The sequence below is a fragment of the Oleomonas cavernae genome (genome assembly GCF_003590945.1).
Lineage (GTDB): Bacteria > Pseudomonadota > Alphaproteobacteria > Zavarziniales > Zavarziniaceae > Zavarzinia > Zavarzinia cavernae.
The window spans coordinates 2965237-2989541 of record NZ_QYUK01000011.1 but is presented as its reverse complement, the minus strand read 5'-3'; the positions used below and the strand labels follow the sequence as shown (position 1 = coordinate 2989541).

Annotated in this window: 26 protein-coding genes and 1 pseudogene; 17 read left to right on the top strand and 10 right to left on the bottom strand. The window is 67.5% G+C overall.

What is annotated here, in order from left to right; all coding sequences use genetic code 11:
• Positions 1 to 105 precede the first annotated feature (105 nt).
• Positions 106 to 1557: a class I SAM-dependent methyltransferase gene (locus tag D3874_RS18290; protein ID WP_147385716.1), complete on the top strand. Its 1452-nt coding sequence runs from the start codon at positions 106 to 108 to the stop codon at positions 1555 to 1557.
• Here D3874_RS18290 and D3874_RS18285 read toward each other — a convergent pair.
• The 6 genes from D3874_RS18285 to D3874_RS32095 form a co-directional block, all read right to left on the bottom strand.
• The gene (locus D3874_RS18285; RefSeq protein ID WP_119779405.1) at positions 1554 to 3086 is read right to left on the bottom strand and encodes a malonate--CoA ligase; all 1533 of its coding nucleotides are present in this window, start codon (positions 3084 to 3086) and stop codon (positions 1554 to 1556) included. The genes D3874_RS18290 and D3874_RS18285 overlap by 4 nt on opposite strands.
• A complete protein-coding gene (locus tag D3874_RS18280) occupies positions 3083 to 4528 on the bottom strand; it encodes a malonyl-CoA decarboxylase (protein WP_119779403.1) in 1446 nt (481 codons plus the stop codon). The genes D3874_RS18285 and D3874_RS18280 overlap by 4 nt, the downstream gene beginning before the upstream one ends.
• A complete protein-coding gene (locus D3874_RS18275) occupies positions 4525 to 5877 on the bottom strand; it encodes a TRAP transporter large permease (RefSeq protein ID WP_119779400.1) in 1353 nt (450 codons plus the stop codon). Before D3874_RS18275 ends, D3874_RS18280 begins: the two co-directional genes overlap by 4 nt.
• Positions 5874 to 6434 (bottom strand): TRAP transporter small permease, encoded by a 561-nt coding sequence (locus D3874_RS18270; RefSeq protein ID WP_119779398.1) that lies wholly within the window; start codon positions 6432 to 6434, stop codon positions 5874 to 5876. Before D3874_RS18270 ends, D3874_RS18275 begins: the two co-directional genes overlap by 4 nt.
• Positions 6434 to 7456, bottom strand: coding sequence for a TRAP transporter substrate-binding protein DctP (gene dctP / locus D3874_RS18265; protein ID WP_119779396.1), 1023 nt, complete (start codon positions 7454 to 7456; stop codon positions 6434 to 6436). The genes D3874_RS18270 and dctP overlap by 1 nt, the downstream gene beginning before the upstream one ends.
• Before the next feature lie 76 nt (positions 7457 to 7532).
• Entirely contained in the window at positions 7533 to 7598 is a 66-nt protein-coding gene (locus D3874_RS32095; protein WP_408899995.1) for a hypothetical protein, read from the bottom strand.
• Between D3874_RS32095 and D3874_RS18260 the strand changes: the two genes are divergently transcribed.
• The 5 genes from D3874_RS18260 (at position 7591) to pyrF (ending at position 12128) form a co-directional block, all read left to right on the top strand.
• Positions 7591 to 8274, top strand: coding sequence for a GntR family transcriptional regulator (locus tag D3874_RS18260; protein WP_119782369.1), 684 nt, complete (start codon positions 7591 to 7593; stop codon positions 8272 to 8274). The two genes, D3874_RS32095 and D3874_RS18260, sit on opposite strands and share 8 nt — an antisense overlap.
• Positions 8275 to 8529: 255 nt before the next feature.
• The gene (locus D3874_RS18255) at positions 8530 to 9201 is read left to right on the top strand and encodes a LolA family protein (RefSeq protein WP_158596095.1); all 672 of its coding nucleotides are present in this window, start codon (positions 8530 to 8532) and stop codon (positions 9199 to 9201) included.
• A gap of 62 nt (positions 9202 to 9263) precedes the next feature.
• Complete coding sequence (locus D3874_RS18250) at positions 9264 to 10070, top strand: gamma-glutamyl-gamma-aminobutyrate hydrolase family protein (protein WP_119779391.1); 807 nt, start codon at positions 9264 to 9266, stop codon at positions 10068 to 10070.
• Positions 10057 to 11397: a glutamine synthetase family protein gene (locus tag D3874_RS18245; protein WP_119779388.1), complete on the top strand. Its 1341-nt coding sequence runs from the start codon at positions 10057 to 10059 to the stop codon at positions 11395 to 11397. Before D3874_RS18250 ends, D3874_RS18245 begins: the two co-directional genes overlap by 14 nt.
• A gap of 8 nt (positions 11398 to 11405) precedes the next feature.
• Positions 11406 to 12128 (top strand): orotidine-5'-phosphate decarboxylase, encoded by a 723-nt coding sequence (gene pyrF, locus D3874_RS18240; protein WP_119779386.1) that lies wholly within the window; start codon positions 11406 to 11408, stop codon positions 12126 to 12128.
• A gap of 134 nt (positions 12129 to 12262) precedes the next feature.
• On the opposite strand, the gene D3874_RS18235 is transcribed toward pyrF, so the two are convergent.
• Positions 12263 to 13279, bottom strand: a complete 1017-nt coding sequence (locus tag D3874_RS18235; protein WP_119779383.1) for a LysR family transcriptional regulator — start codon at positions 13277 to 13279, stop codon at positions 12263 to 12265.
• Between the two features lie 84 nt (positions 13280 to 13363).
• Positions 13364 to 13786, bottom strand: a complete 423-nt coding sequence (locus D3874_RS18230; RefSeq protein ID WP_119779381.1) for a hypothetical protein — start codon at positions 13784 to 13786, stop codon at positions 13364 to 13366.
• Positions 13787 to 13946: 160 nt separating this feature from the next.
• On the opposite strand from D3874_RS18230, the gene D3874_RS18225 reads away from it, so the two are divergent.
• The 8 genes and pseudogenes from D3874_RS18225 (at position 13947) to D3874_RS18195 (ending at position 20328) form a co-directional block, all read left to right on the top strand.
• Positions 13947 to 14453 carry an RNA polymerase sigma factor gene (locus tag D3874_RS18225; RefSeq protein WP_158596094.1) on the top strand — a complete coding sequence of 169 codons (507 nt, stop codon included), beginning with the start codon at positions 13947 to 13949 and terminating at the stop codon, positions 14451 to 14453.
• Positions 14450 to 14974, top strand: a complete 525-nt coding sequence (locus D3874_RS18220; RefSeq protein WP_119779377.1) for an anti-sigma factor — start codon at positions 14450 to 14452, stop codon at positions 14972 to 14974. The genes D3874_RS18225 and D3874_RS18220 overlap by 4 nt, the downstream gene beginning before the upstream one ends.
• 398 nt (positions 14975 to 15372) lie before the next feature.
• Positions 15373 to 15855: pseudogene (locus D3874_RS32090) on the top strand (S8 family serine peptidase); the annotation flags it as partial.
• 32 nt (positions 15856 to 15887) lie between these two features.
• Positions 15888 to 16280, top strand: a complete 393-nt coding sequence (locus D3874_RS32085) for a S8 family serine peptidase (RefSeq protein WP_158596093.1) — start codon at positions 15888 to 15890, stop codon at positions 16278 to 16280.
• 137 nt (positions 16281 to 16417) lie between these two features.
• Complete coding sequence (locus D3874_RS18210) at positions 16418 to 17521, top strand: extracellular solute-binding protein (protein ID WP_158596092.1); 1104 nt, start codon at positions 16418 to 16420, stop codon at positions 17519 to 17521.
• Between the two features lie 25 nt (positions 17522 to 17546).
• The gene (locus D3874_RS18205) at positions 17547 to 18389 is read left to right on the top strand and encodes an ABC transporter permease (protein WP_233560010.1); all 843 of its coding nucleotides are present in this window, start codon (positions 17547 to 17549) and stop codon (positions 18387 to 18389) included.
• Positions 18389 to 19186 carry an ABC transporter permease gene (locus D3874_RS18200; protein ID WP_119779367.1) on the top strand — a complete coding sequence of 266 codons (798 nt, stop codon included), beginning with the start codon at positions 18389 to 18391 and terminating at the stop codon, positions 19184 to 19186. Before D3874_RS18205 ends, D3874_RS18200 begins: the two co-directional genes overlap by 1 nt.
• Positions 19183 to 20328 carry an ABC transporter ATP-binding protein gene (locus D3874_RS18195; RefSeq protein WP_233560007.1) on the top strand — a complete coding sequence of 382 codons (1146 nt, stop codon included), beginning with the start codon at positions 19183 to 19185 and terminating at the stop codon, positions 20326 to 20328. The genes D3874_RS18200 and D3874_RS18195 overlap by 4 nt, the downstream gene beginning before the upstream one ends.
• A gap of 150 nt (positions 20329 to 20478) precedes the next feature.
• Here D3874_RS18195 and D3874_RS18190 read toward each other — a convergent pair whose 3' ends face one another.
• Both D3874_RS18190 and D3874_RS18185 read right to left on the bottom strand, forming a co-directional pair.
• A complete protein-coding gene (locus D3874_RS18190; protein WP_119779365.1) occupies positions 20479 to 21393 on the bottom strand; it encodes a LysR family transcriptional regulator in 915 nt (304 codons plus the stop codon).
• Positions 21390 to 22046, bottom strand: a complete 657-nt coding sequence (locus D3874_RS18185) for an MBL fold metallo-hydrolase (RefSeq protein WP_119779363.1) — start codon at positions 22044 to 22046, stop codon at positions 21390 to 21392. The genes D3874_RS18190 and D3874_RS18185 overlap by 4 nt, the downstream gene beginning before the upstream one ends.
• A 41-nt stretch (positions 22047 to 22087) precedes the next feature.
• On the opposite strand from D3874_RS18185, the gene D3874_RS18180 reads away from it, so the two are divergent.
• From D3874_RS18180 to zapE, 3 genes are all read left to right on the top strand, one after another.
• The gene (locus D3874_RS18180) at positions 22088 to 22750 is read left to right on the top strand and encodes a DUF502 domain-containing protein (RefSeq protein ID WP_119779361.1); all 663 of its coding nucleotides are present in this window, start codon (positions 22088 to 22090) and stop codon (positions 22748 to 22750) included.
• 96 nt (positions 22751 to 22846) lie between these two features.
• Positions 22847 to 23029: a hypothetical protein gene (locus D3874_RS18175; protein WP_119779359.1), complete on the top strand. Its 183-nt coding sequence runs from the start codon at positions 22847 to 22849 to the stop codon at positions 23027 to 23029.
• Positions 23030 to 23161: 132 nt separating this feature from the next.
• On the top strand, positions 23162 to 24298 hold the full coding sequence (zapE, locus tag D3874_RS18170) for a cell division protein ZapE (RefSeq protein WP_119779356.1): 1137 nt from the start codon (positions 23162 to 23164) through the stop codon (positions 24296 to 24298).
• Positions 24299 to 24305 lie beyond the last annotated feature (7 nt).

The following is a 24305-nucleotide window of genomic DNA, read 5'->3' as shown; positions in this document are numbered from 1 at the left end:
TGAGGGCGAACCGGCCCATTTCCCGCTGTAACGACCGCGCAACCCCAAGTAACATTCCCGTCGTGAGGGTGGCTGTCCATATCGGACAGCCTTGGGGGAAACGGTATGGAGACTTCGGCTGACGAAGGGTCGGACCCTTCTGCTTGTCTGGAAGCCGGCATCGGCATGTACTTCTCGCTCATGCTGCCGAAAGGTCTGAATCTGCTGGATTGGGGCAGCGGGTTCGACGGGCTCTGCGAGGCGATCGGCGCCAATCCCGCTTCGGGCGAGGCGGTATCCGGCGGCGGGCTGCCGACGGGGGTGGATCTGGTCTCCCTGTGCGGCAGCGTGGAAACCATCGATCTCGCGGCCACGCTCGGCGCAGCCTATGATGCAGGGGTGCCGGTCGCCTGCGTCGTCTACGGCAAGGAACTGGCCGCCTTGCCGGGGGAGGACCGGCCCAGGCACTATACCATGGACGGGTTCGAGGCCGTCGCGGCGGGCGCGGGCTTCGAGGTCAAGGTGCAGCTCATCGTTCACCACGCCTGCCTGTATCTCCTGACACCTATTCGCAGCACCAGGCGCGATGCCTGGTGGCTGCAGCGGCCGGCTGCAGGCCTGCTCAAGCGTCACGGCCGCCGCGGCCGCCGCCAGCGGGAGAAGTTTCGCCTCTCAGGGCTGGGCGGCAATTGGGAGTTCCATTCCGACAAGTGGCGCGAACGGGCCGATGTCGCTGCCCGGCTGGCACCTGTCGCATCACGCATCATGGATATCGGCTGCGGCGCCATGTACCTGGAGGCGGCGGCTCAGCCGTCGCACTACGTGCCGGTGGATATCGGCGCCCGCGACGGGCGCACGCGCATTATCGATCTCAATCGGTCGGCGCTCGGCGCCGATTGGCTGGCCGAGGTCGATTTCGTGTTCCTGCTGGGCGTGTTCGAGTATCTGCACGACCCCGGTGCGGTGCTGGCCCAGTGCGCGCAGGCGGGCAAGCGGGTCGTCTGCACCTACAACATCGCGGAAGGCCGGACCGACGACGGATCGATGCCGACCGCGCATTGGCTCAACACCTATTCCGCCGGGCAGATGGAAGCGATCTTCGAGGCGGCGGGGCTTGCCGTCGCCCTGCGCCTGCGTTTCTACCGGTCGCAGATGATCTGGCTTCTGTCGCCGCGTCCCCTGCCCGCGCCGAGGATCCAGGCGGTGTCCGGGCTGGGCGGCTGGGCGCTGTCGGTGAAGGAAACCGCCGACCAGTCCCGGCCGGCGGCGGACGGAGCCCCCGCGGCAGGCCCCGCCTATCGGATCCTGGTCGATTTGAAGATCGACGAGGGCCAGCGGGCGGGATCGCCGACCGCTACCGGCAGGGAGTTCTGCTATCCCCCGTCGGCGCCGGATCCCGAGGCGGGCCTAGGCCCCGACCCGAAGGAACGCAAGGACCTGAAACGGCGGATGCTGGAGGAAAACTGGGCCACCATCGACGCCCGGCGGGCGCAGAAGCGTGCCGCCTTCGAGCAGGAGCGGGCGGCCCGGCGCGCTGAGAGGGAGGCGGCCAGGCAGGCACCTGACCCGGCCCGCTAGGCACTGGCGCGGTTCTTTGGGGCGAACATATCCTTGTAGGTGTCGCGCAGGACGTTCTTCTGGACCTTGCCCATGGTGTTGCGGGGCAATTCCTCGACGAAGATCACCGCCTTGGGCTGCTTGAACTTGGCCAGGCGGCCGTCGAGCGCGCCCAGCACCGCCTTCTCGTCGATCGGCGCCTCGCCGCTCTTCACGATGACCGCGGTGACGCCTTCGCCGAAATCCGGGTGGGGCAGGCCGATCACGGCGCTTTCGGTCACGCCTTTCAGGCGGTCGATCTCGCCTTCCACTTCCTTGGGGTAGACGTTGTAACCGCCCGAGATCACCAGGTCCTTGCCCCGGCCGACGATGTGGACATAGCCGCGGGTGTCGATCTTGCCCAAGTCGCCGGTGATGAAGAAGCCGTCGGGGCGGAATTCGGCCGCGGTCTTCTCGGGCATGCGCCAGTAACCCTTGAAGACATTGGGGCCCTTGACCTCGATCATGCCGATCTCGCCCTGGGCCAGAGGGGCACCGGTCTCGGGATCGGCGATGCGCAAGGAAACGCCGGGCAGGGGGAAGCCGACGGTACCGGGCACCCGGTCGCCGCCATACGGGTTCGAGGTGTTCATGTTGGTCTCGGTCATGCCGTAGCGTTCCAGAATGGCGTGGCCGGTCTTCTCGAAGAAGGCACGGTGGGTCTCCGCCAGCAGGGGCGCGGAGCCGGAGACGAACAGGCGCATGTGCGCGGTCGCCGCCTGGGTCAGGCCGGGATGGCCGACCAGGCGGACGTAGAAGGTCGGCACGCCCATCATGCAGGTTGCCCGCGGCATCAGGCGGAAGATCTCGTCGGGATCGAATTTCGCCAGGAAGAACATCGAGGCGCCGGTCAGCAGCACCACGTTGGTCGCCACGAACAGGCCGTGGGTGTGGAAGATCGGCAGGGCATGGATCAGCACGTCTTGCGCGGTGAAGCGCCAATAGTCGGCCAACGTCAGGGCGTTGGAGGCCAGGTTGTCGTGGGACAGCATGGCGCCCTTGGAGCGGCCGGTGGTGCCCGAGGTATAGAGGATGGCGGCGAGGTCGTCGGGACCGCGCGCGACATCGCTGAAATCGCCCGTTGCCGCACCCGCCTTCTCGAGCAGGCTGCCGTCGCCCGCCGTGCCCAGCGTTTCGCATCGGGCGCCCAGGCGCTGTGCCAGCGGGGCGATGGTATCGGCGCGATCGGGTGTCACCACCACCAGGCGAGGCTGCGCATCGCCAATGAAATATTCCAGTTCGTTCAAAGTATAGGCCGTGTTGAGCGGCAGGAACACCGCCCCGGCGCGGACACAGGCCAGGTACAGCATGATCGCATCGACGCTCTTCTCGACCTGCACCGCCACCCGGTCGCCCGGGAGCACGCCCAGCTCCACCAGCGCATGCGCGAGGGCGGCGGACCGGCCGACCACCTCGCCATAGGTCACGGCCGGGCGGGCGCCCGCCTCGATGAAGACCTTGTCCGCGGCGGGGAGGCGGTGGCGGATCGCATCGAACAGATGGTTGCTCATGACTTGGCCTCTGTGGCGCGCGACTCGCGCCTCGAACGGGAAAGATTGCCCAGGCGCAGGCGCGGGGTGTGCCGCCGCACGGCCGCTTCCGGGTCCTCGGGACGCTGCAACAAGGCATGCACGGCGGGCGAGGCGACGATCTCGCCCCGGGTCGCCAGCGCTTCATGGTTCTTCTCGATGTCGGCCAGGTCGTAGAGATAGTTGACCATCAGCCCGTGGGACTGGCGCATGCCGTTCATCGAACGGTCGCCCAGCGGGTTGACACGCTCCAGCCGCGCGCCATTGCCCAGGTGGAAGCGGGCAACCGGGTCGATCACACGGCCGTTGCGGTCGCGGGCCTTCAGCATGAAATGGGCGGCCGCCCGGGCCAGCACGCTGTTCACCACCTCGCTGGTGGCGGGCGACAAGGTCCAGTCCGGCCGGTCCAGGGCCTGCAGGGCTTCGCGCTCGGACCAGGACAGGAAGGCCGAACGCTCGGTGTCGTCGCTGCGGATCTCGGCCAGCCAGCGGGCAAAGCCCGGCACCGGCGACAGGGTAACGAAGGTGGTGACGGTCGGCAGTTCGCGGCGCAGTTCCTCGACCACCTGCTTGATCAGGAAATTGCCGAAGGAGATGCCCTTGAGGCCGACCTGGGTGTTCGAGATCGAATAGAACACCGCGGTGGTCGCCCGGGCGGGGTCGACCTGGTCGCGCTGTTCGGCCAGCACCCCCTGGATGGTTGCCGGAATGTCCTGTGCCAGCGCGACCTCGACGAAGATCAGCGGGTCTTCGATCAGTTGCGGGTGAAAGAAGGCATAGAGCCGGCGGTCGGGCGGGGCGAGGCGACGGCGCAACTCGTCCCAGCCATGGATCTGGTGCACCGCCTCGTAGCGGATGATGCGCTCCAGCACATTGGCCGGGGTCGACCAGTCGATGCGCTGCAGGACCAGGAAGCCGCGGTTGAACCAGCTCGAGAACAGATGTTCGAAATCATCGTCGAGGGCGTCGAGGATGGGCTCGTCGCGCTTGGCCTGCAGCAGGAATTCGCGCATGGCGACCAGGGTGATGATGCCGCCCGGCGCCAGGTTCAGGCGGCGCAGCAACTCCTGCCGCCGTGGCTCCGAGACCTTGTGCAGATTGCCCAAAGTGGCCGGGCCGGGTTCGGCGCGATAGGCATCGATCGCCGCCTCCAGCCGGTCCAGTGGCGGGCCGAAATCCCGCGCCAGCAGGCACAGGAAGTCGCGCTTCTGCACGTCGTCCACCGCCTGCCACAGGTCCAGGATCTCACGCGCCCGGGCCACCCCCGAGGCCTCGCCCCGGCCCGACAGCAGCGCCTCGAACAGCACGGCAAAGTCGGGCCGCACGTCGGCGGTCAGGGCCAGCGGATCCTTGCGCGCGAACATCGCCCGGCTGCGGGTCGAGATCGTCTGCATCAGCCCGCTGAAAAAGCCCGATGAACTCATGGCACGGTTCCCATCAAATGATCAGGCAACCACGTGGCGATCCCGGGGACGAAGCACAAGAGCACGGTGGCGAACAGCATCAGCCCGACAAAGGGAATCGTGCCCCAGATCACGTCGCGCAAGGGAATGTCCGGTGCGATGTTCCTGATCACGAAGATGTTGAGGCCGACGGGCGGGTGGATCAAGCCCATCTCCATGACGATGGTCATGACCACGCCGAACCACACCAGGTCGAAGCCGGCGGCCTTCAGCGGCGGCAGGATGATCGGCGCGGTCATCAGGATGATCGACACCGGCGGCAGGAAGAAGCCCAGGACGACGACGAAGACCAGGATCACCGCCAGCAGGCCCCAGCGCGGCAATTCCATCGCCACGATCCCCTGGGCGGCGCTCTGGCTGATGTGCAGATAGCTCATGACATAGGCATAGAGCAGCGACATGCCGACGATCAGCATCAGCATGGTCGACTCTTTGAGCGTGGCCGTGAAGATCGGCTCCAGGTCCTTCAACCGCCAGGCGCCATAGACGATGGCGATCAGCACCAGGGCCAGGATGGCGCCCAGGCCCGCGGTTTCCGACGGCGTGGCAAAGCCGCCATAGAGCGCGATCATGACGCCGGTCAGCAGCACCACGAAGGGCAGCACCCGCGGCAGGGCCGACATCTTGTCGCGCAGGCTGTAGCTATCCTCGGCCAGCAGCGGCGAGGCCGGCCCGCCACCCTGGTAGACCTTCTTCGCCTGGGCATATTCCCGGCGGAAGCGCCAGGCGGCATAGACCGCGAACATGGAGACCAGCAACAGGCCCGGCCCGATCCCCGCGAGGAACAGCCGGCCCAGCGACTGCTCGGCCGCCACGGCGAACAAGATCATGGTGACCGAGGGCGGCAGCAGGATGCCGAGGGTGCCGCCGGCGGCGATCACGCCCGCGGCAAACGAGCCAGAATAGCCGCGCCGGCGCATCTCGGGGATGCCGGCGGAACCGATGGCGGCGCAGGTCGCGGGCGACGAGCCGGCCATGGCGGCAAAGACCGCGCAGGCAAAGACATTGGCGATGGCAAGGCCGCCCGGGATCTTGTGCATCCAGGCATGCAGGGCCGAATAGAGGTCGAGGCCGGCCTTGGACTTGCCGATCGCGGCCCCCTTGAGGATGAACAGCGGGATGGTCAGCAGGATGATCGAGGACATTTCCTCGTAGACGTTCTGCGTCACCATGTCGAGCGAGGCCGTGGGCATAAAAACGGCCATGAAGGCGATCGCCACGACGCCCAGGGCAAAGGCGATGGGCAGGCCCGAGAGGAAGGCGACGAGGGTCGCGCCGCCATAGAGAATGCCGATGGCTGCTTCGCTCATGACCGTTTTCCCCCATGGGCTTTCGCGGTGAAGACCTGCAAGGTGATCTGGAGGCACAGCAGGGTCATGCCGATGCTCATCACCGCATAGGGGATCCACAGGGGTGGGCCCCAGGTCGACGAGGTCACCTGGTCGTCGACCCAGGCCTCGTGGCACAGCATCCAGCTCTTCCAGGCAAAGAAGGCGCAGAAGGCCAGCGAGGCCACGTCGATGATCACCCGGCGGATCCGTTCGCCGACCAGCCCCAACCGGTTGGCGAACAGATCGATGGCGACATGGCCGCGCACGGCCTGGACGCCCGCCGCCGACATGAAGATGGCGCCGACCAGCAGGAAGACCGAGGCTTCGTCCTGCCAGTCGGTCGGCGCGTGGAACACATAGCGCACGATCACCGACGAGGTCAGGATCAGCGAGGCCGCCACGATCGCCAGCGACGAGACGACGTAGACCACCTTGTTCACCAGTTTCAGCGCGTGGTCGAAGGCGGCGGCCACCGGGAAGGCGGCCGCGTCCAGGCGTTCCGGCTCGACCTTGGCCAGTTCGAAGCCGTGGGACATCACACGGCCTCCGCCAGCTTCAGCAGTTCGGCACAGCTCTCGCCCTTGTCGGCGTAATCCTTCCAGGCGCTGGCAGCGGCGATCGCCTTCCATTTCTCCAGCGCGGCACTGTCGATGTCGTGAATGCCCGCCCCCGCCTTGCCGAAGATCTCGGCCACGGCCGCATCGTCCTTCTTGGCCTGTTCCTGGCCGAAAGTCTCGGCCTCCTCGCCGGCCTTCATGATCGCGTCACGCTGGTTCTGGGGCAGGGCGTCGAAGATCGCCTTGGACATGATCAAGGGTTCCAGCATGAACCAGAAGGCGCGGTCGCGGCCCGTGGTCAGGTTCTTGGCCAGTTCCTCCAGCCGGAACGAGATCAGGCTGGTCGACGAGGTCATGGCCGCGTCCACCGCCCCGGTCTGCATGGCGATGTAGAGTTCGTTGGACGGCATGGTGACGACGGCGGCGCCGGCCTCCTTCAGCATCAGGTCCATCTCGCGCGAGCCGCCGCGGATCTTCAGGCCGGCGGCGTCGGCGGGGTTGACCACGGCGCCGGTGCGGCTGGCGATGCCGCCCGCCTGCCAGACCCAGGCGACGATGACGACGCCCTTCTCCTCCAGGATCTTGGTGAAGGCCTGGCCGATCGCCGCCTTCTTCCAGCGCACCGCCTGGTCGTAGGACGAGACCAGTGCCGGCATCAGGCCGATGTTCAGCTCCTTCACCTCGCCCCCGGCATAGGAGATCGGGTAGAGGCTGAGGTCCAAGGCACCCTTGCGCAGGGCCGAGAACTGGGCGTTCGTCTTCATCAGCGACGAGCCGGGATAGATCTGGAAATCGAGTTCGCCATTGGTGGCGGCGGTGACCGAGGCGGCGAACTTGCGGCAGAGCCGGTCGCGGAAATCGCCCTCGTCGATCGTGCCCCCGGGGAACTGGTGCGAGATCTTCAGGGTGGTCGCGGCCCGGGCGGGCGCAAAACGCGCGCCGGCGGCGACGAGGGGCAGTGCTGCAGCGGTGCGCAGGATCAGGCGACGAGTCACGGACATTGTTTTTCCCTCCCAGGACCGGCGCGAACGCCTGCCGTTGCATGACGCCGCTTGTCGGTTTGTTTCTCTCCGTGCATCATGAAAATGCCAATTCGTCGACACAGTCAATAGTATTGTATACAAGAATGGAAATTATGAACACACAGGCCGACAGCTCGATCAGCACCGGCACCCGGCTCCGTGATGCAATCGAGAACGAAATCGTCTCCGGTGCGCTGCTGCCGGGCACACGGCTGGACGAGACGGTGCTGGCCGAACGCTACGGCGTTTCGCGCACGCCGATCCGCGAAGCGCTGATGCAACTGGCGAATTCGGGCCTGGTCGAGATCCGTCCCCGGCGCGGCGCGATCGTCGCCGAGGTGGGCCTCGACCGGCTGGTCGAAATGTTCGAGGTGATGGGCGAACTGGAAGGCATGGCCGGCCGCCTGGCGGCGCGCCGGATCACCGCGGCCGACATCGCGGCGCTCGATGAAGCGCTGGAGGCCTGCCGCCATGCGGCGGCCGCCACCGATCACGACGGCTACTATTACGAAAACGAGCGCTTCCACTTCGCGCTCTACAACGCCAGTCACAATGGCTTCCTGATCGAGCAGTGCATGGCGATGAACCGTCGCCTGAAGCCCTATCGCCGCCTGCAACTGCGCGTGCGCAACCGCCTGGGCACCTCGCTGGCCGAGCACGAGGGCATCGTCGCCGCGCTCAAGGCCCAGGATACGGACGCCGCCGAACGCCTCGCCCGCGGCCACGTGGTGATCCAGGGCGAACGCTTCAGCGACCTGATCGCCACCATCGGCAAGGTCGGCTTTGCCGCTGCCTGACCTCGTTGCGGCGTCATCCCGGACGAAGCGTAGCGCAGATCCGGGATCTTTCGGCCAGTGTTTCCGCCGCTTACCTGTCATGAGATCCCGGCTCAAGGCCGGGATGACGAGGTTTTGGGCACAAGGCGGGGAGCGGCAGTGCCAAGGTGCGGCACCGCGCCCCGGCCATGTCCGGAACGGGGCTGTCCCGGAGGTGTTTCTTGGGGATGAGGCTTCGGCCTTGCTTTGGCCACCATGCTCACCCAAGTTGCGCCCATGTCCACGCTCTACCGTTTCCCCCGATCTTCCATCTCGCGCCGCGGCCTGCTGGGTCTTGGCCTGGGCCTCGCCGCCCTGCCGCTGATCCGCCCGGCCTTCGCCGCCGCCACGCTCAACGACAAGGACAAGGCCGACATCGCCCGGGTGGAAGGCCTGTTCAACGGCATTCGCACCATGGAGGCCCGCTTCACCCAGGTCGACTCGACCGGCGGCATGGCCCAGGGCAAGCTTTACATGAGCAGGCCGGGCCGCCTGCGCTTCGAATACGACCCGCCCGTGCCCCTGCTGATCGTGGCCGACGGCACCTGGCTGTGCGTCTACGACAAGGAAATCAAGCAGGTCGACCGCTACCCCCTGGGCCGCACGCCCATCGGCGTGCTGGTGCGCGACAGGATCAGCCTGACCGACGGGCTGGAAGTGACCGAGGTGACGCGGGACAGCCAAGCCTTCGGCGTCACCATGGTGGCGCCCGAGCATCGCGACGACGGCCAACTGACCCTGATCTTCACGGAAAACCCCTTCGAGTTCCGCCAGTGGCAGGTTCTCGACGCCCAGGGCATCAATACCGTGGTGACGCTGGAAGACATCAAGCAGGGCGGCGACTTCAGCTCGGCCCTGTTCGTGTTCAACGATCCGCCGGGGACGACGGGCCTGCGTCACGAGCGCTGAGCCGCCGGTCGGGCGCCGCGCGGCGCTTGCCGCCGCCTCGAGGGCCGTGCTAGCCGTTGGGCATGGCGACCAGCGAACTTCCCCTTATCGGCATCCCGGCCTGCGCCCGCACGATCGAGGGTCATCCCTTCAATATCGTGGGCGAGAAATACATCGCCGCGGTGGTCGACGGGGCCGGCGGCCTGCCGCTGGTGATCCCCAGCCTGCCCACGCCGCTTGACCCCGATGCCCTGCTCGATGCGCTCGACGGCCTGCTCGTCACCGGCAGCCCGTCGAATGTGCACCCCGGCCGCTATGGCGGCGAGGCCAGCCAGCCCGGCACCCTGCATGACGAGCAGCGCGATGCCACCACCCTGCCGCTGATCGCCCGTGCCGTCGCGCGGGGCGTGCCGGTGTTCGCGATCTGCCGCGGCTTCCAGGAGCTGAATGTGACCCTGGGCGGCACGCTGTTCCAGAATGTCCACGAAATCGATGGCCGCCTGGATCACCGGGCGCCCGAGGACCAGCCGATCCCGGTCAAGTACGGCCCGGCCCACCCGGTCAGGCTGACGCCGGGCGGGGTGTTCGAGGGCCTGGTCGGGGTGCCCGAGATCACGGTCAATTCCATTCATGCCCAGGGCATCGACCGGCTGGCCCCTGGCCTGCGCATCGAGGCGGTGGCACCGGACGGCCAGATCGAGGCGGTGACGGTTGTGGATGCGCCGGGCCTCGTCCTCGCGGTACAATGGCATCCCGAATGGCGGGCGAGCGAAAATCCGGTGTCGATGCGCCTGTTCCAGGCCTTTGGCGACGCGGCCCGCAGTCATGCCGCGGCCAGGCGGGCCGGGGCGGCTTCAGCAGGTAAAGGGAGAGGTCATGTCGCGGCTTGAAAGCTGGCTGTCCGAACGGCGCACCACCGAGGTGGAATGCCTGGTGCCCGATATTTCGGGGGTCGCCCGCGGCAAGATCCTGCCGACCTCGAAATTCCTGAAGAGCCAGACCGACAATTCCCTGCGCCTGCCGGAATCGATCTTCTCGCAGACGGTGACGGGCGAATTCATCGATTCCGAAGTTACCGACCCGACCGAGCCCGACGTCATCCTGCGCCCGGACCCCGACACGCTGTGCGTGGTGCCCTGGTACGAGGATCCCACCGCCCAGGTGATCAACGACTGTGTCTATCGCGACGGCCGGCCGGTGTCGATCGCGCCGCGCCAGGTGCTGCGCCGGGTGATCGACCTCTACGCCGCCAAGGGCTGGCGCGCGATCGTGGCGCCGGAGCTAGAATTTTATCTCTGCGCCAAGAATGTCGACCCCGACTATCCGCTGCAGCCGCCGATCGGCCGCTCGGGCCGGGCCGAGACCGGCAGCCAGTCCTACGGCATCGATGCGGTCAACGAGTTCGATCCGATCTTCGAGGATGTCTACCGCTTCTGCGAGGCGCAGGAATTGGATGTCGACACCCTGATCCACGAGGCCGGTCGCGCCCAGTGCGAGATCAACTTCAACCATGCCGACCCCATGTCGATGGCCGACCAGGCCTTCATGTTCAAGCGCACGGTGCGCCAGGCCGCGATGAAGCACGGCGTCTATGCCACCTTCATGGCCAAGCCCTATTCCCAGGAACCGGGCAGCGCCATGCACATCCACCAGTCGGTGGTGGATATCAAGACCGGGCGCAACCTGTTCTCGGACGCCGAGGGCAACGACACGCCGCTGTTCCATGCCCATATCGCCGGCCTGCAGAAGCACCTGTCGGCGGCCATGCCGCTGATCGCGCCGAACGTGAATTCCTATCGCCGGCTGACCCGCTTCATGTCGGCGCCGATCAACCTCCACTGGGGGCGCGAGAACCGCACCACCGGCCTGCGCGTGCCCGAAAGCGCGCCGGACGGCCGCCGGGTCGAGAACCGGGTGCCCGGGGCCGATGCCAATCCCTATCTTGTCATCGCGGCGTCACTGGCCTGCGGCTATATCGGCATGGTCAACGAGCTTGAACCGACCGACCCGATCACCAATAGTGCGTATCGCCTGAAGTTTGCTTTACCGCGCTACCTGCCCGACGCCCTGAACAAGCTGAAGGGTTCCGACGATTTGAGCGAAGTGCTGGGCGAGGAATTCGTCACCCTCTTGATGGAAGTCAAGCAGGCCGAGCACGACGCCTACCAACAGGTGATATCCGCATGGGAACGCGAGCATCTGCTCTTGAACGTGTGAGCCCCGACATGTCGTCCAGGCGCCTTGACGTGCCGTTGCGCGATCGCCTGATCGTGGCGCTCGACGTGCCCAACATGATCGACGCGCGCAACATCGTCGCGGCCCTGGGCGACACGGTCTCGTTCTACAAGATCGGGTTGCAGCAGGTCTTCGGTGGCGGACTTGGCCTGATCGATGAATTCTTCCGGCTGGGCAAGAAGGTCTTCCTCGACGCCAAGCTGGCCGATATCGCCGCGACGGTGGGCAACGCCACCGCCAATATCGCCCGCACGGGGGCGGAATTCCTGACCGTGACCGGCGATGCCCCGATCGTGCGCGCCGCTGTCGCCGCCCGCAGCCAGGCCCATGCCCGCAAGCCGCTGATCCTGGCGGTGACGGTGCTGACCTCGATCGACCAGAACGACCTGACCGACATGGGCTTCACCATGCCGCTGGCCGACCTGGTCGAATATCGCGCGCGCAAGGCCAAGGAAGCGGGCGCCGACGGCGTCATCGCCTCCGGTTTCGAGGCGGCCCGCCTGCGCGCCTTGCTCGGCCCCGATTTCCGCATCGTGACCCCCGGCATCCGCTCGGCCGACAGCCCCAAGGACGACCAGAAGCGGGTGATGACCGCGGGCGAGGCGATCCGCGCCGGCGCCGACCATGTGGTGGTCGGCCGCGACATCCTGCGCAGCGACAAGCCGGCCGACAAAGCCCGCGCCATCCTGGACGACATCGCCGCGGCGCTATAGGCGGGTCGCCTTACTCCCTATCCGTCATCCCGGCGAAGGCCGGGATCCATTCTGGGCCAGCGCGCGATGTCACAATGGATCCCGGCCTTCGCCGGGATGACGACAGAGATCGCAAGCTGGCAGGCCCAGCGGTATCAGGCGAGTTGGCCCAGCCGGCTCACCTTCATCTGCTTGGCCTTTTCGAAACTGTCCAGGACGATGCTCAGGAAGGTCTGCGCCGCCGCGCTGTGGCGGCTCGATTTCTTGAACAGGACGTAGAAGGTGTTCTGCGTCGTGAAATGGTGGGGCAGGATCTCGATCAGCTCGCCGCTCTCCAGCCACGGGGCGGCGTAATGGGGCGGCAGGAAGCCCAGGAAGGCGCCGCTCAGCACCAGCAGGATGCGGCTGTCGATGTTGCTGGCCCGGGCCCCGGTGGGAAAGCCGGCGACCAGGGCGCCGAAGCCCGGATCCTCGGTCACCCCGGGCATGACCAGGCGGTGCTGCTTCACCAGGTCGGGCGCGACGGTGCCCAAGTTGTGGCTGGCCAGTTCGTGATTGCGCCCGCAGTAGAGGCGCAGTTCCTCGCGAAACAGCGGGATCATTTCCAGCGACGAGACTTCGCGCGGGACGACGGATATGCCCATGTCGGCCTCGCCCTCCAGCACGCCCTGCTCGACGCCGTTCGGGGTGGCGGACTCGACCTTCACCTCGACCTTGGGGTAGCGCCGGGCAAAGTCGCCGATGGCGCGGGTCATCGGCCCGGCGGCGACCGAGACGATATTGTCGACCAGCAGGATCGACACCCGGCCCGACAGCCAGCGCACGGCACTGGCCACCCGGTCGCGGAACTTGTCGACATCGGTGAACAGTTGCAGGGCGGCGAGGTAGATGATCTGGCCCTCGTCGGTCAGCTTGAAGCCGGCCCGGCCGCGGACGCACAGTTTGGTGCCCATGCGCTGCTCCAGGTGCGACATGTCCAGGCTGATGGCCGATTTCGACTTGTTCAGCGCGACCTCCGCGGCCGAGAAGCCGCCATGGTCGACCACGGTCTTGAACACCCGCAGCAGGCGCAGGTCCCCGTCCGAGACGGCGCCGCGAAACACCTGGGCCGCCCGCGGGCCGTCGATACGCTTGCTCAGGTTCGCCTCCGACCGATGGCGGCCGGTGCCCACCGGGGCGCCAGCCTATCGAGCGCCAGCATGCCCCGCCGGCCGCGGCCCGTCGAGACGGGCCGCGGTTGGGACCGGCGTGCCCGTTCAGCTGGCCTCGCCAGGCCCCTGATCGGGCGTGCCGTCGTCATCGCCGCCGCCCGAAGGTACGGTCCCGGGCGCATCGCCGGCGCCTTGATCCGCGGTCCCGTCGTCATCGCCTGCAAGGCCGCCGGCATCATCGCCGCCGTGGTCGTCGCCGGCCCCGTCGTCGCTGCCGTGGCCGGCACTCGTGCCGCCATGGTCGTCGCCGGCGCCATCATCACCGCCGTGGCCGGTGCTTCTGCCGCCGTGATCGTCGCCGCCGCGGCCACTGTCGCCACCATGGCCGCCATGGCCGCCGCTACCGCTCTCGCGGGCTTCGGCCTTTGCGAGACCGGTAAAGCCATGCTGCAGGCTGAAGCCGATCGGCGCGGCGGTGATGATCAGGGCGGCGGTGACGCCGCCGGCCAGTTTGAGTAATGAAGTCATCGGAAGTCTCCGGTTGGTGCGCGTGGTCATCCACCACACCTCCTGAGACGACGACCGGCGCGCCGCTGCTCCGCCCCGGGCGGCCGAAATATTTTTTTCTGAACAGGGACGCGCCGCCCGGGAGCGACGTTATCACTGGCAAAGGCGGGTTTGGGTGCTGATGGTGCGGACGGGAAGCGGCCGGAAAATATTGCTCGATCTGTTGCCAAGCCTGCGGCGGTTCGCCCGCCGCCTGGCACGCTCGGACGATCGCGGTGACGACCTATTGCAGGAGGCTTGCGAGCGTATGCTGCGCCATGTCGATACCAATCTGTCGGTCAGCATCGGGCCGGCCTGGTGCTATACGGTGGTCCGCAACACCTGGATCGATGTGCTGCGCCGTGGCCAGCGGGTGCAACGCAATGCCGAGACCGGGGCGGCACTGTTCGATCGCGCCGATGCGGCGGCCACGGCACCGCACGACGCGCCTAGTGCCATCGACATCTGGCGCGCGATCGACGGCCTGACCGATGATCATCGTGAAGTGATCCTGCTTTGTGCCATCGAAGACCTCGATCATGACGAGGTTGCGAAGATCCTGGGCGTTGCCGCCGGCACGGTACGCTCGCGCCTCGCCCGGGCCCGCCTGGCCCTGGCCAGGACATTGCAGATGGAGGGCCGGACGTGACCACCCTGGAAAAGATCGACGACGTAACCTTGATGATTATGGCCGACGGCGCGCTGGCCGCCGGCCAGCAGCATGCCGTTGCTGCCGCCTTGAGCTTCGATGCCGAGGTCAAGGCACGCTTCGATGCCTTCGTCGCCTCGGCGGCGGTGCTGGCCATCGCCCGCGACGCGGCCCCGCCCGAGCCGGTGCCGATCGCCCTGGCCGCACGGATCCGCCGCCCGCCGATGCCGGCCACCCGCTGGATGGCCGCGGCGGCGGCGCTGGCCGTGACGGCGGTCGCCATCTCCTTCGCCCTGGAGCGCGGGCCGTCGGCGCCGGCCTACGCCCCGGCGGGCAGCGAGGCGACGGCGGCCGGGGTGCCCGAACGCCTGACCCTGCCCGACGGCGAGGTGCTGGCCGCCCAGGCTGCCGCGGCGCTGCCCGGCGCCTGCCGCCTGATGGTCTCGACCGATCGGGCGACGCGCGCGGTGGTCTGCCGGTCGATCGACGGCACTCTCGAGACCGTTCTGGTCGGGCCGTGACGGGGCGTCTTTGCCGATTGCTCGCCGTGTTGTGCCTGCTTGGCGGGGCGGTCGCGCCCGCCTGGGCCAAAGGCGGCGGCGATTCGAGCGGCCATGGCTCGGACGGCGGCGGCGGATCGGGTTCGGGCGGGGACGACGGCGGCAGCAGCAATAGCGGCAGCGGCAGTGACGATAGCGGCAGCGACGACAGCGGCAGCGACGACAACGGCGGCGGCGACAGTGGCGCCGATGGCGCCGGGGGCGGGCGCGACCGCTCGGTCGCGGGCGAGGTCGTGATCACCGCGCCGGACATTGACTATCCGGCCTTGCGCGCCCTTGGCTATCCCATCATCCGTGAACGGCGCCTCGCGGCCCTGGGCCTCACCGTGATCCGTGTCCGGGTTCTGCCGCCCCGGGACATGGACGAGGCGATCGCCGCCATTCGGGCCGCCCTGCCGCGCAGCGAGGTCGGTCTCAACGGGCTCTACGGCCTCGAGGGAGCGAGCAGTGCCGAGCCGCCGGCCCCGCTGTCGGGCGAGTTCCTGTGGCCGGCCCGCCTGATGGGCTGGAGCGCCGCCGCCGGGGATTGCGCGGCGGGCCTGCGGATCGGCGTGATCGACACACCGATCGATCTCGGGGCGCCAACGCTGCTCGGGGCCGTGATCCAGTCCTACGGGGCGGCCGACCTCGACGGCAGCCCGGCGGAGTCGCGTCATGGCACCATCGTGGCCAGCCTGATGGCCGGACAGGGGCCGGTCATGGCCGGGCTGGTCCCGAAGGCTGAGGTGTTCTATGCGGCGGCAGTGCAATCGATCGACGGCCGGGCGATGGCCTCGGCGACCGCGATTGCCGCCGCCCTGGATTGGATGGTTTCCGAAAAAGTGGCGGTGGTGAATATCAGCCTCGCCGGACCCGATACCCCCTGTTGCGGGAAGTGGTCAGGCGCGCCTCTGCCGCGGGCCTGCGCCTGGTTGCGGCCGCCGGTAACGGCGGCCCCGCTGCCGCGCCCGCCTATCCGGCGTCCTATCCCGGCGTGGTCGGGGTTGCCGCCGTCGATCGCCTGGGCCGCTTGTGGCCGCAATCGGCCCCGTTGGCGGCACCGGGGGTGGCGGCGCCGGGGGCCGGCCTCGCCATCAGCGCGGCCGACGGCACGGTCGAGCATATCAGCGGTACCTCCTATGCCAGTCCGCTGGTGGCCAGCCTGCTGCTGACCGTTTCCCGTTCCCTGCCGCCGCCGTCCGACGCCCACGGCCGCTTGATGCGCGGCGGCCGGCCAACAGACCGCCCCGACCATTCGATCCCGCAGTTCGACGCCACCTGCCGTTAGTTTTGCCGCTGCTTAACTGAAGGTTTGGATTTCATCATCGTGCAGCGCACAAAATGTGCATTAGCCTGATCATGCCTTATCGTTGGGCAGCCCAGCAACCCAGCCCAGCTATCTCATGGGGATCGGTGGAGACCGGCATGGATCAGAAACTTCATCGCGAGGACAGCCTCGCGATCGCGCGCGAGCTTTATGCCAAGGGCGCCGTCAGCCGCCGGGACTTTCTGGGCATCTGCGCCATGCTGGGCGTCGGTGTCGCCGGGGCCAGCCTGGGCGGCCGCCCGGCACAGGCCGCGGCCGGCGAGATCACCATCTCGAATTTCGGCGGCGATGCCATCAAGGCCTATGACGAAGCCTGGTGTCAGCCCTTCACCAAGGCGACCGGCACCAAGGTCGCGATCGACGGCGCAGGCCCCTTGCCCGGCAACATCAAGAAGATGGTCGACGAGAAGAACGTCATCTGGGACGTCTCCGACGGCGACGGCTTCTATGGCCTGCAACTGGGCCCCAATTATTGCGAGCCGATCGACTATACGGTGGTCGACAAAACCGCCCTGTTCCCGTGGAACCAATGGGATCTGGCCGTCGGCAACTACGTCTATTCCAACGTCATCGCCTATGACAAGACCAAGGTGCCTGAAGCACCGACCTCCTGGGCCGATTTCTTCGACCTGAAGAAATTCCCCGGCAAGCGCACCATGTGGAAATGGTTTTTGGGCATGCCCGAGGCCTGCATGATGGCCGCCGGCAAGAAGCCCGACGAGATCTATCCCATCGACATGAAGCTGGTCGTCGACATGGTGAAGTCGCTGGGCGACAGCCTCGTCCTGTGGGAAAGCGGCGCCTCGTCGCAGCAGCTCTTCCTCGACGGCGAAGTGGTCATGGGCAATATCTGGAGCACCCGGTCGAGCGTGCTGGAACGCGACACCAAGGGTCGCGTGACCTGGACCTGGAACGGCCAGATCGCCACCGCCGGCGCCTGGGTGCTGCCCAAGGGCGGCAAGAAGCTGAAGGACGCGATGGCCTTCATCGCCTCGACCCAGGATCCGGTGAAGCAGGTCAAGCTGCTCGACCTCATGGGCAACGGCCCGGCCAACCCCAAGGCCCTGGCCCTGTTGTCCGAGGCGCAGAAGCGCCTGAACCCGACCTCGAACCTCGATGCCGGCATCATCCGCAACGAGCAGTGGTACGCCGAGAATTACGACGCGGCCCTGGGCACCTGGCTCGACGCGATTGCCGGCTGAGGTCAGCACCGTTCGACGGTTCGAGGTGGCGGCGCGCGATGCGCGCGGCCGCCTCGATCCCTATTGGTGGTTCGTCGCCCCCATCCTGCTGATCGTGGTCTTCCTCTACCTGCTGCCGCTGGGCAATGTCCTGTTGCTCAGTGTGACCGATCCCGACCTCGGGTTCGGCAACTACGAGCGCCTGGCGACCGCGGCCGGGCCGGTGCGCGTGCTGCTGACGACCTTGCGCATCTGCGCGATCACCACGGTCTTCGCGGTGGGCCTGGGCTTCGTCGTCGCCTATGCCATGGCCAATGCGGGCGAGCGGCACCAGAAGCTGCTGCTGGTCGCCGTATTGGTGCCCTTGTGGATTTCCGTGCTGGTGCGCGCCTTCTCCTGGCTCATCTTGTTGCGCGACCAGGGCCTGGTGAACCAGTGGTTGATGGCGGTCGGCATTACCGATGAACCGCTGCCCCTGGTGCGCAACGAGTTGGGCGTGATCATCGGCATGGTCCACTATCTGATCCCCTATGCGGTGCTGCCGATCTTTGCCGTGATGAAGGGCATCGATCCCCGCGTGTTGGCCGCCTCGCGCAGCTTAGGGGCCGGGGCGTCGACCACCTTCCTGCGGGTCTATCTGCCGCTGACCCTGCCCGGGGCTTTTGCCGCGACGGTCATCGTCTTCGTCTTTGCGCTGGGCTTTTATGTGACGCCGGCGATCCTGGGCGGCGGGCGCGTGGTGATGCTGGCGGAATCGGTTTCCGTCGCCATCCTGCAGACCGTGCGCTGGGGCTTCGGCGCCGCGCAGTCGGTGGTCCTGCTGCTGCTGACCCTGGCACTGATCGGGATCATGGCGCGCACCGTCGGCCTGAAGAAGGGCCTGGGCTGATGGAGCGGCGCTTTTCGGCCGCGCGGCTCCTGACCCTGACGGTGGCCTGGATCATCTGCGGCTTCCTGCTGGCGCCGATGTTCATCTCGGTGCCGCTGTCGCTCTCGCCCGAGCGCTATCTCTCGATGCCCGACGGCGTCTATTCGCTGCGCCATTACGAGACGGTGTTCACCAACGAGGCTTGGCTCTCGGCCCTGGGCGACAGCGCCATGGTCGGCGTGGGCGCGACGATCATCGCCACCCTGGTGGGGGCTTCTGCCGCCATCGGCTTGTGGCACCTGGGCGGGCGGGCCGCGCGGGTGATCGGCGTGCTGGCCCTGATGCCCATGATCGTGCCGCCGGTGGTGACCGCGCTCGCCCTGTCGCGCACCTGGGTGACCTTGGGCCTGTTCGACACCATGTTCGGTGTCATCCTCTCGCATGCCATCTTGGGCCTGCCCTTCGTCTTCATGACGGTGAGCGCCTCGCTCGAGGGCCTCGACCCGCGCATCGCCCAGGCGGCGCGCAGCCTGGGCGCGGGCGCCTTGCGCGCCTCGCGCGACGTGGTCCTGCCCAATATCAGGCCCGGCCTGTTCACCGGCGCCCTGTTCGCCTTCGTGATCTCGTGGGACGAGATCATCGTAACCCTGTTCGTGTCGTCGCGCAGCGTCTATACCCTGCCGCGCAAGATCTGGTCCGACATCCGCGACAATATCGATCCGGCGGTGGCGGCGGTCTCGACCATTCTCATCGCGGTGACGGTTCTCGTCGCCCTGATCTATCTCATCCGCGGCCTCTTGCGGCTGAAGGAGGCATGATGGCGGATGTCACCGTCGCCGGCAGCATTGGTGTGGGACACAGCGAGGCCGCCGCCGTGGTCGGCGCCGCGGGCCAGGAGGTGCGGCTCTACGGCCTGTCCAAGTTCTACGGCGACTTCAAGGCGCTCGATGATATCGACCTGACCGTGGCGCCGGGCGAATTCCTCACCCTGCTGGGGCCGTCCGGCTCGGGCAAGAGCACGCTGTTGATGGCGCTGGCCGGGTTCGTGGCGCCCAGCCATGGCGACATCTTCGTCGACGGCCGCTCGATTGCGGCCTTGCAGCCGGAAAAGCGCAATTTCGGCGTGGTCTTCCAGGGTTACGCCCTGTTCCCGCACATGAATGTTGCCGACAACATCGCCTATCCCCTGCGCGTGCGCGGGCTGCCCCGCGACGAGATCGAGGCCCGCGTGGCCGATGCCCTGTCGCTGGTGCGCCTCGAACCGCTGGCGAAGCGCAGTCCCAGGCAGCTCTCGGGCGGGCAGCAGCAGCGCGTGGCGCTGGCCCGCGCCCTGGTGTTCCGGCCCCAGGTCCTGCTGCTGGACGAGCCCATGGGCGCGCTCGACAAGAAGCTGCGCCACGAATTGCAGCTCGAACTGCGGCAGTTGCACAAGCGCCTGGGCACCACCTTCGTCAACGTCACCCACGACCAGGAGGAGGCGATGGCGATGTCCGACCGGATCGCCATCATGCGCGCCGGGCGCATCGTCCAGGTCGGCGCCCCGCGCGACCTCTACGACCGTCCCGAAAGCCGCTTCGTCGCCGACTTCCTGGGCAAGAGCAATTTCATCGACGGCACGGTTTCGGCGCTGGACCGCGGCATCGCCCTGATCGACACGCCCGACGGCGCGATCCGTCACCGCGTCGGCGACCGCCCGCTGGTGCAGGGGGATCCGGTGCTGCTGGCCCTGCGCCCGCAACAGACCCGGGTGACCGCCGTGCCCGGCGACAATGCCTGGGCCGCGACGGTCGAAGCCGCAATCTTTCTGGGCACCCATGCCGAATTGACCGTGGTCACCGGCAGCGGCATGCGTCTGGCCGTGAACCTGGCGATGGAGGCGATCGACGCGCTACCGGCGGAAGGTGCGACGATCACAATCGGCTGGAGCGACAGCGCCACCGTCGCGGTGCTGCCGGATTAAGCCAACTCTGTCATCTCCGTCCCAATTCGTCATCCCCGCGAAGGCGGGGATCCACTGAAGGGGCAATCCGGGTTCGGCAGAGAATACTGGTTTACTGCCCCAGCCTTGGACGACGGTGGATCCCCGCCTGCGCGGGGATGACGAGAGAGGTTACCCACGCCCTTTCATCAATCGCTGATTGCGGGCGATTTCGATGAAATTGCGGGCGGGCTGGGGCAGGGTGGAACCGCGGCGCCAGACGATGCCGACCTGGACCGTGGGCAGGGCTTCGGCGATCGGCCGTGCTTCGATGCGGTCGCCTTCCAGCGACCACGGGCGGTAGAGCAGGTCGGGCAGGATGGCGAGGCCCGCCCCGGTCGCCACCAGGCTGCGCACCGCCTCGACCGAGCGGGTGCGGAAGGCGACCGTGGGCCGCCCGCCGTGGCGCCGCCAATAGGCCTCCGCCGTCTGTTCGATCTCGTCGATCGACAGGGCCACCTGGCGTTCCTGGGCGATCTCGGCCAGGGATATCTCGGCCTCGGCGGCCAGGCGGTGGCCCAGGGGCAGCCACAGGCGATAGGGCGAGACTTCCAGGATCTCGGCCTGCAGGGCGCCCTGGTCGCCGCGATCGGCCACCACCACGACCACCGCCACATCCAGTTCGCCGTTGACCAGCAGGTGTTCCAGGTAATCCCGGTTGTCTTCGACCGCCGAAACCTCCACCGCCGGATAGGCCCGGCGGAAGCGCGCCAGCAGGTCCGAGAGGACATAGCCCGCCACCAGCGAGGTGACGCCGACATGGATGGCGCCGGTCACCCGCTCGCGATCCTCGGCCAGGGCGCGCCTGGCATCGGCCACATCCGCCAGGATCTTGGTGGCGTGGCGCAGGAAATGGTGGCCCTTGTGGGTGAGGGCGACGCCGCGCGCCTGGCGTTCCATCAGTTTCAGGCCAAGATCCCGCTCCAGCTCCTGCACGGCTTCGGTGATGGTCGATTGCGAGACCGAGAGTTGATGCGCCGCCCGGCTGACGGAGCCGTTCTCGGCCACCGCCACGAAATACTGGATCTGGCGCAGGGAAAAGCTCATCCCGCCGCGAGCGCCCGGTCCCCGACGAAGGGGTTCGACTGCCGTTCCTCGCCGAAGGTCGAGATCGGGCCGTGGCCGGGGATGAAGGTGACGTCGGCGCCCAGCGGCCACAATTCCTGGGTGATCGAGCGGATCAGGGTGGCGTGGTCACCGCGTGGGAAGTCGGTGCGCCCGATCGAGCCGCGGAACAGCACGTCGCCGACGATGGCGAGCTTCGAGGGGGCGTGGAAGAACACGATATGTCCCGGCGTATGGCCCGGGCAGTGGCGCACCTCGAGGGTCAGCTTGCCCAGGGTTACGGTATCGCCGCCGTTCAGCCAGCGGGTCGGGGTGAAATCGGGATAGCGCGGAAAGCCATAGGCCTGGCCCTGCTGGCCCAGCGTATGGATCAGGAAATGATCCTCCTCGTGAGGCCCCTCGATCGGCACGCCGGCTTCCGCCGCCAGTTCGCCCGCGGCCGAGGCATGGTCCAGGTGGCCATGGGTCAGCAGGACTTTTTCCAGGGTGACGCCGGTCTGGGCGATCCCGGCGCGGATCTTGTCGAGATCGCCGCCGGGGTCGACCGCGGCGCCCTTCATGGTCTCGTCGCACCAGATCAGCGAACAGTTCTGGGCAAAGGGGGTGACTGGAATGATGCCGCACTTGAGGGCCATAATGCGTGCCTGTCTCCGCGCCTGGGGTAAAATCAGCAACCATGGAACGCATACGTCGTAACATCGTCGCCGGTCTGCTGGCCAGTCTGCCGCTGCTGCTGACCCTGTGGGTGGTCAGCCTGCTGTTCGATTTCCTGGTCGCGGCGGGCCGGCCGGTGGTGGCGGGCCTGGCCCAGGCGATCAACCCGGATGCCCCGGGGATCGCCCAGTTCCTGTTGCAGCCCTGGTTCCAGAGCGCCCTGGCCGCCGTCGTCACCCTGGTCGCCCTCTACATCCTGGGGGCCCTGACCACGGCCGTGATCGGACGCCGGCTGTGGAGCTATTTCGACCGCCTGATGGCGCGCATCCCCTTTGTCGAGTCGGTCTATGGCGCGGTGCGCAAGCTGATCGCCTCGTTCCAGACCGCCCCGGCGGGCCAGCAGCGGGTGGTGCTGATCGAATTCCCGTCGCCCGACATGAAGGCCATCGGCTTCGTCACCAAGACCTTCATCGCGACCGACAGCGGGCGCGAGATCGCCGCCGTCTATGTTCCCACGGCGCCTAACCCGACCTCCGGCTATATGGAACTGGTGCCGACCGACAGGCTGGTGTGGCTGGACTGGAGCGCCAACGACGCCATGCAGTTCATCCTCTCGGGCGGCACCACCGCGCCAGACAACCTGGCCTATGAGCGGGGCGAGCGGCGCGATCCGCCGCCGGCCTGAGCGGCTGGGGGTGCCGCAGCGCAATAATTTGAGTGGCCGCGGAACCCGGACGCTGGTAGCGTCCCGGCCGAGGGTGAAGTTGAGGAGACGATTACCATGTCCGACCCAACCGACCAGACCGTGACCCCGCCCATGCAACTCCAATACGTCGCCACCGACGGCGGCGCTTATGTCATCGCCTTCCCGGCGCCCAAGGCCGACGTGCCGGTGGCCGAGGTGGTGCCTGTCGAGGTGGTGGCTGTCGAGGTGACAGCCGTCCTCGCCGCTGCTGCCGACTGACTGATCGCAAAGGGTCATCCCGACGGTACCGCCGTTCTTGTGCAACGCGCCATAGCCGGCTATCCAATCTCCACTTTGTGAGGGTTGGATGGTGGGCATGGCGACGGGCACGGGGAACCGCGGGATGACGGCATGACCGGTCCGCTCGACGCCTATGCCGATCTGGTCGCCAGGGGCGCGGTCTTATCCGATCCGGCCCAGCGCCTCGCCATCGAAAAGCTCGAAATCCTGCATCAGCGCCTGGGCCTGTGGTCGCCGCCGGCGCGGGCGGCGCGCGGCCTGTTCGGCTGGCTGAGCGGGCGCATCCGCAGCCACGAGGAGCCGCCGCAGGGCCTCTATATCTACGGTGGCGTGGGGCGGGGCAAATCCATGCTGATGGACCTGTTCTTCCGCGGCGCCCCGGTCGAGTCCAAGCGGCGGGTCCATTTCCATGCCTTCATGCAGGAAGTGCACGCCGCCATCTTCGCCCATCGCCAATTGTCCGAGGAAGAACGGGCCAGGCGGGGCGGCGACGACCCGATCCCGGTGGTGGCCGGCGACATCGCGGCGGGCGCGCGGCTGCTGTGCTTCGACGAATTCCAGGTGACCGACGTGGCCGACGCCATGATCCTGGGCCGGCTGTTCACGGCGCTGTGGGCCGAGAATGTGGTGGTCGTGGCGACCTCTAACCGGGCACCGCGCGAACTCTATGAAGGCGGGCTCAACCGCCAGCTCTTCCTGCCCTTCATCAAGACCCTGGAGGAAACCCTCGATGTCCTCCATCTCGACGGGGCGCGGGACTGGCGGATGGAGCGGCTGGCCGGGCACACCGTCTATTTCTCGCCCCTGGGGCCGACGGCGACGCAGGCCCTGGACGAGGCCTTCGGCGACCTGACGCGGGGGTCCGAGGCGCCGGACTTCACCTTGGAGGTGCTGGGGCGCCAGGTCACCATCCCGCACGCGGCCTACGGCGTCGCCCGGGCCAGTTTCGCCGACCTGTGCCGCGCCGCCCTGGGACCGGCCGACTACCTGGCCCTGGCCCGCCAGTTCCATACCCTGGTACTGGACGAAATTCCCCTGCTCGGCCCGGAAAACCGCAACGAGGCCAAGCGTTTCGTCATCCTGATCGACGCCCTCTACGAGGCCCAGGCCAAGCTGATCTGCTCGGCCGCCGCCCCGGCGGAGGCGCTCTATCCCACCGGCGACGGTGCCTTCGAGTTCAAGCGCACGGTGAGCCGCCTCAACGAGATGCAGTCCGACGACTATTTGAAGCGCGGGCACGGGGTTTGACCCAGGG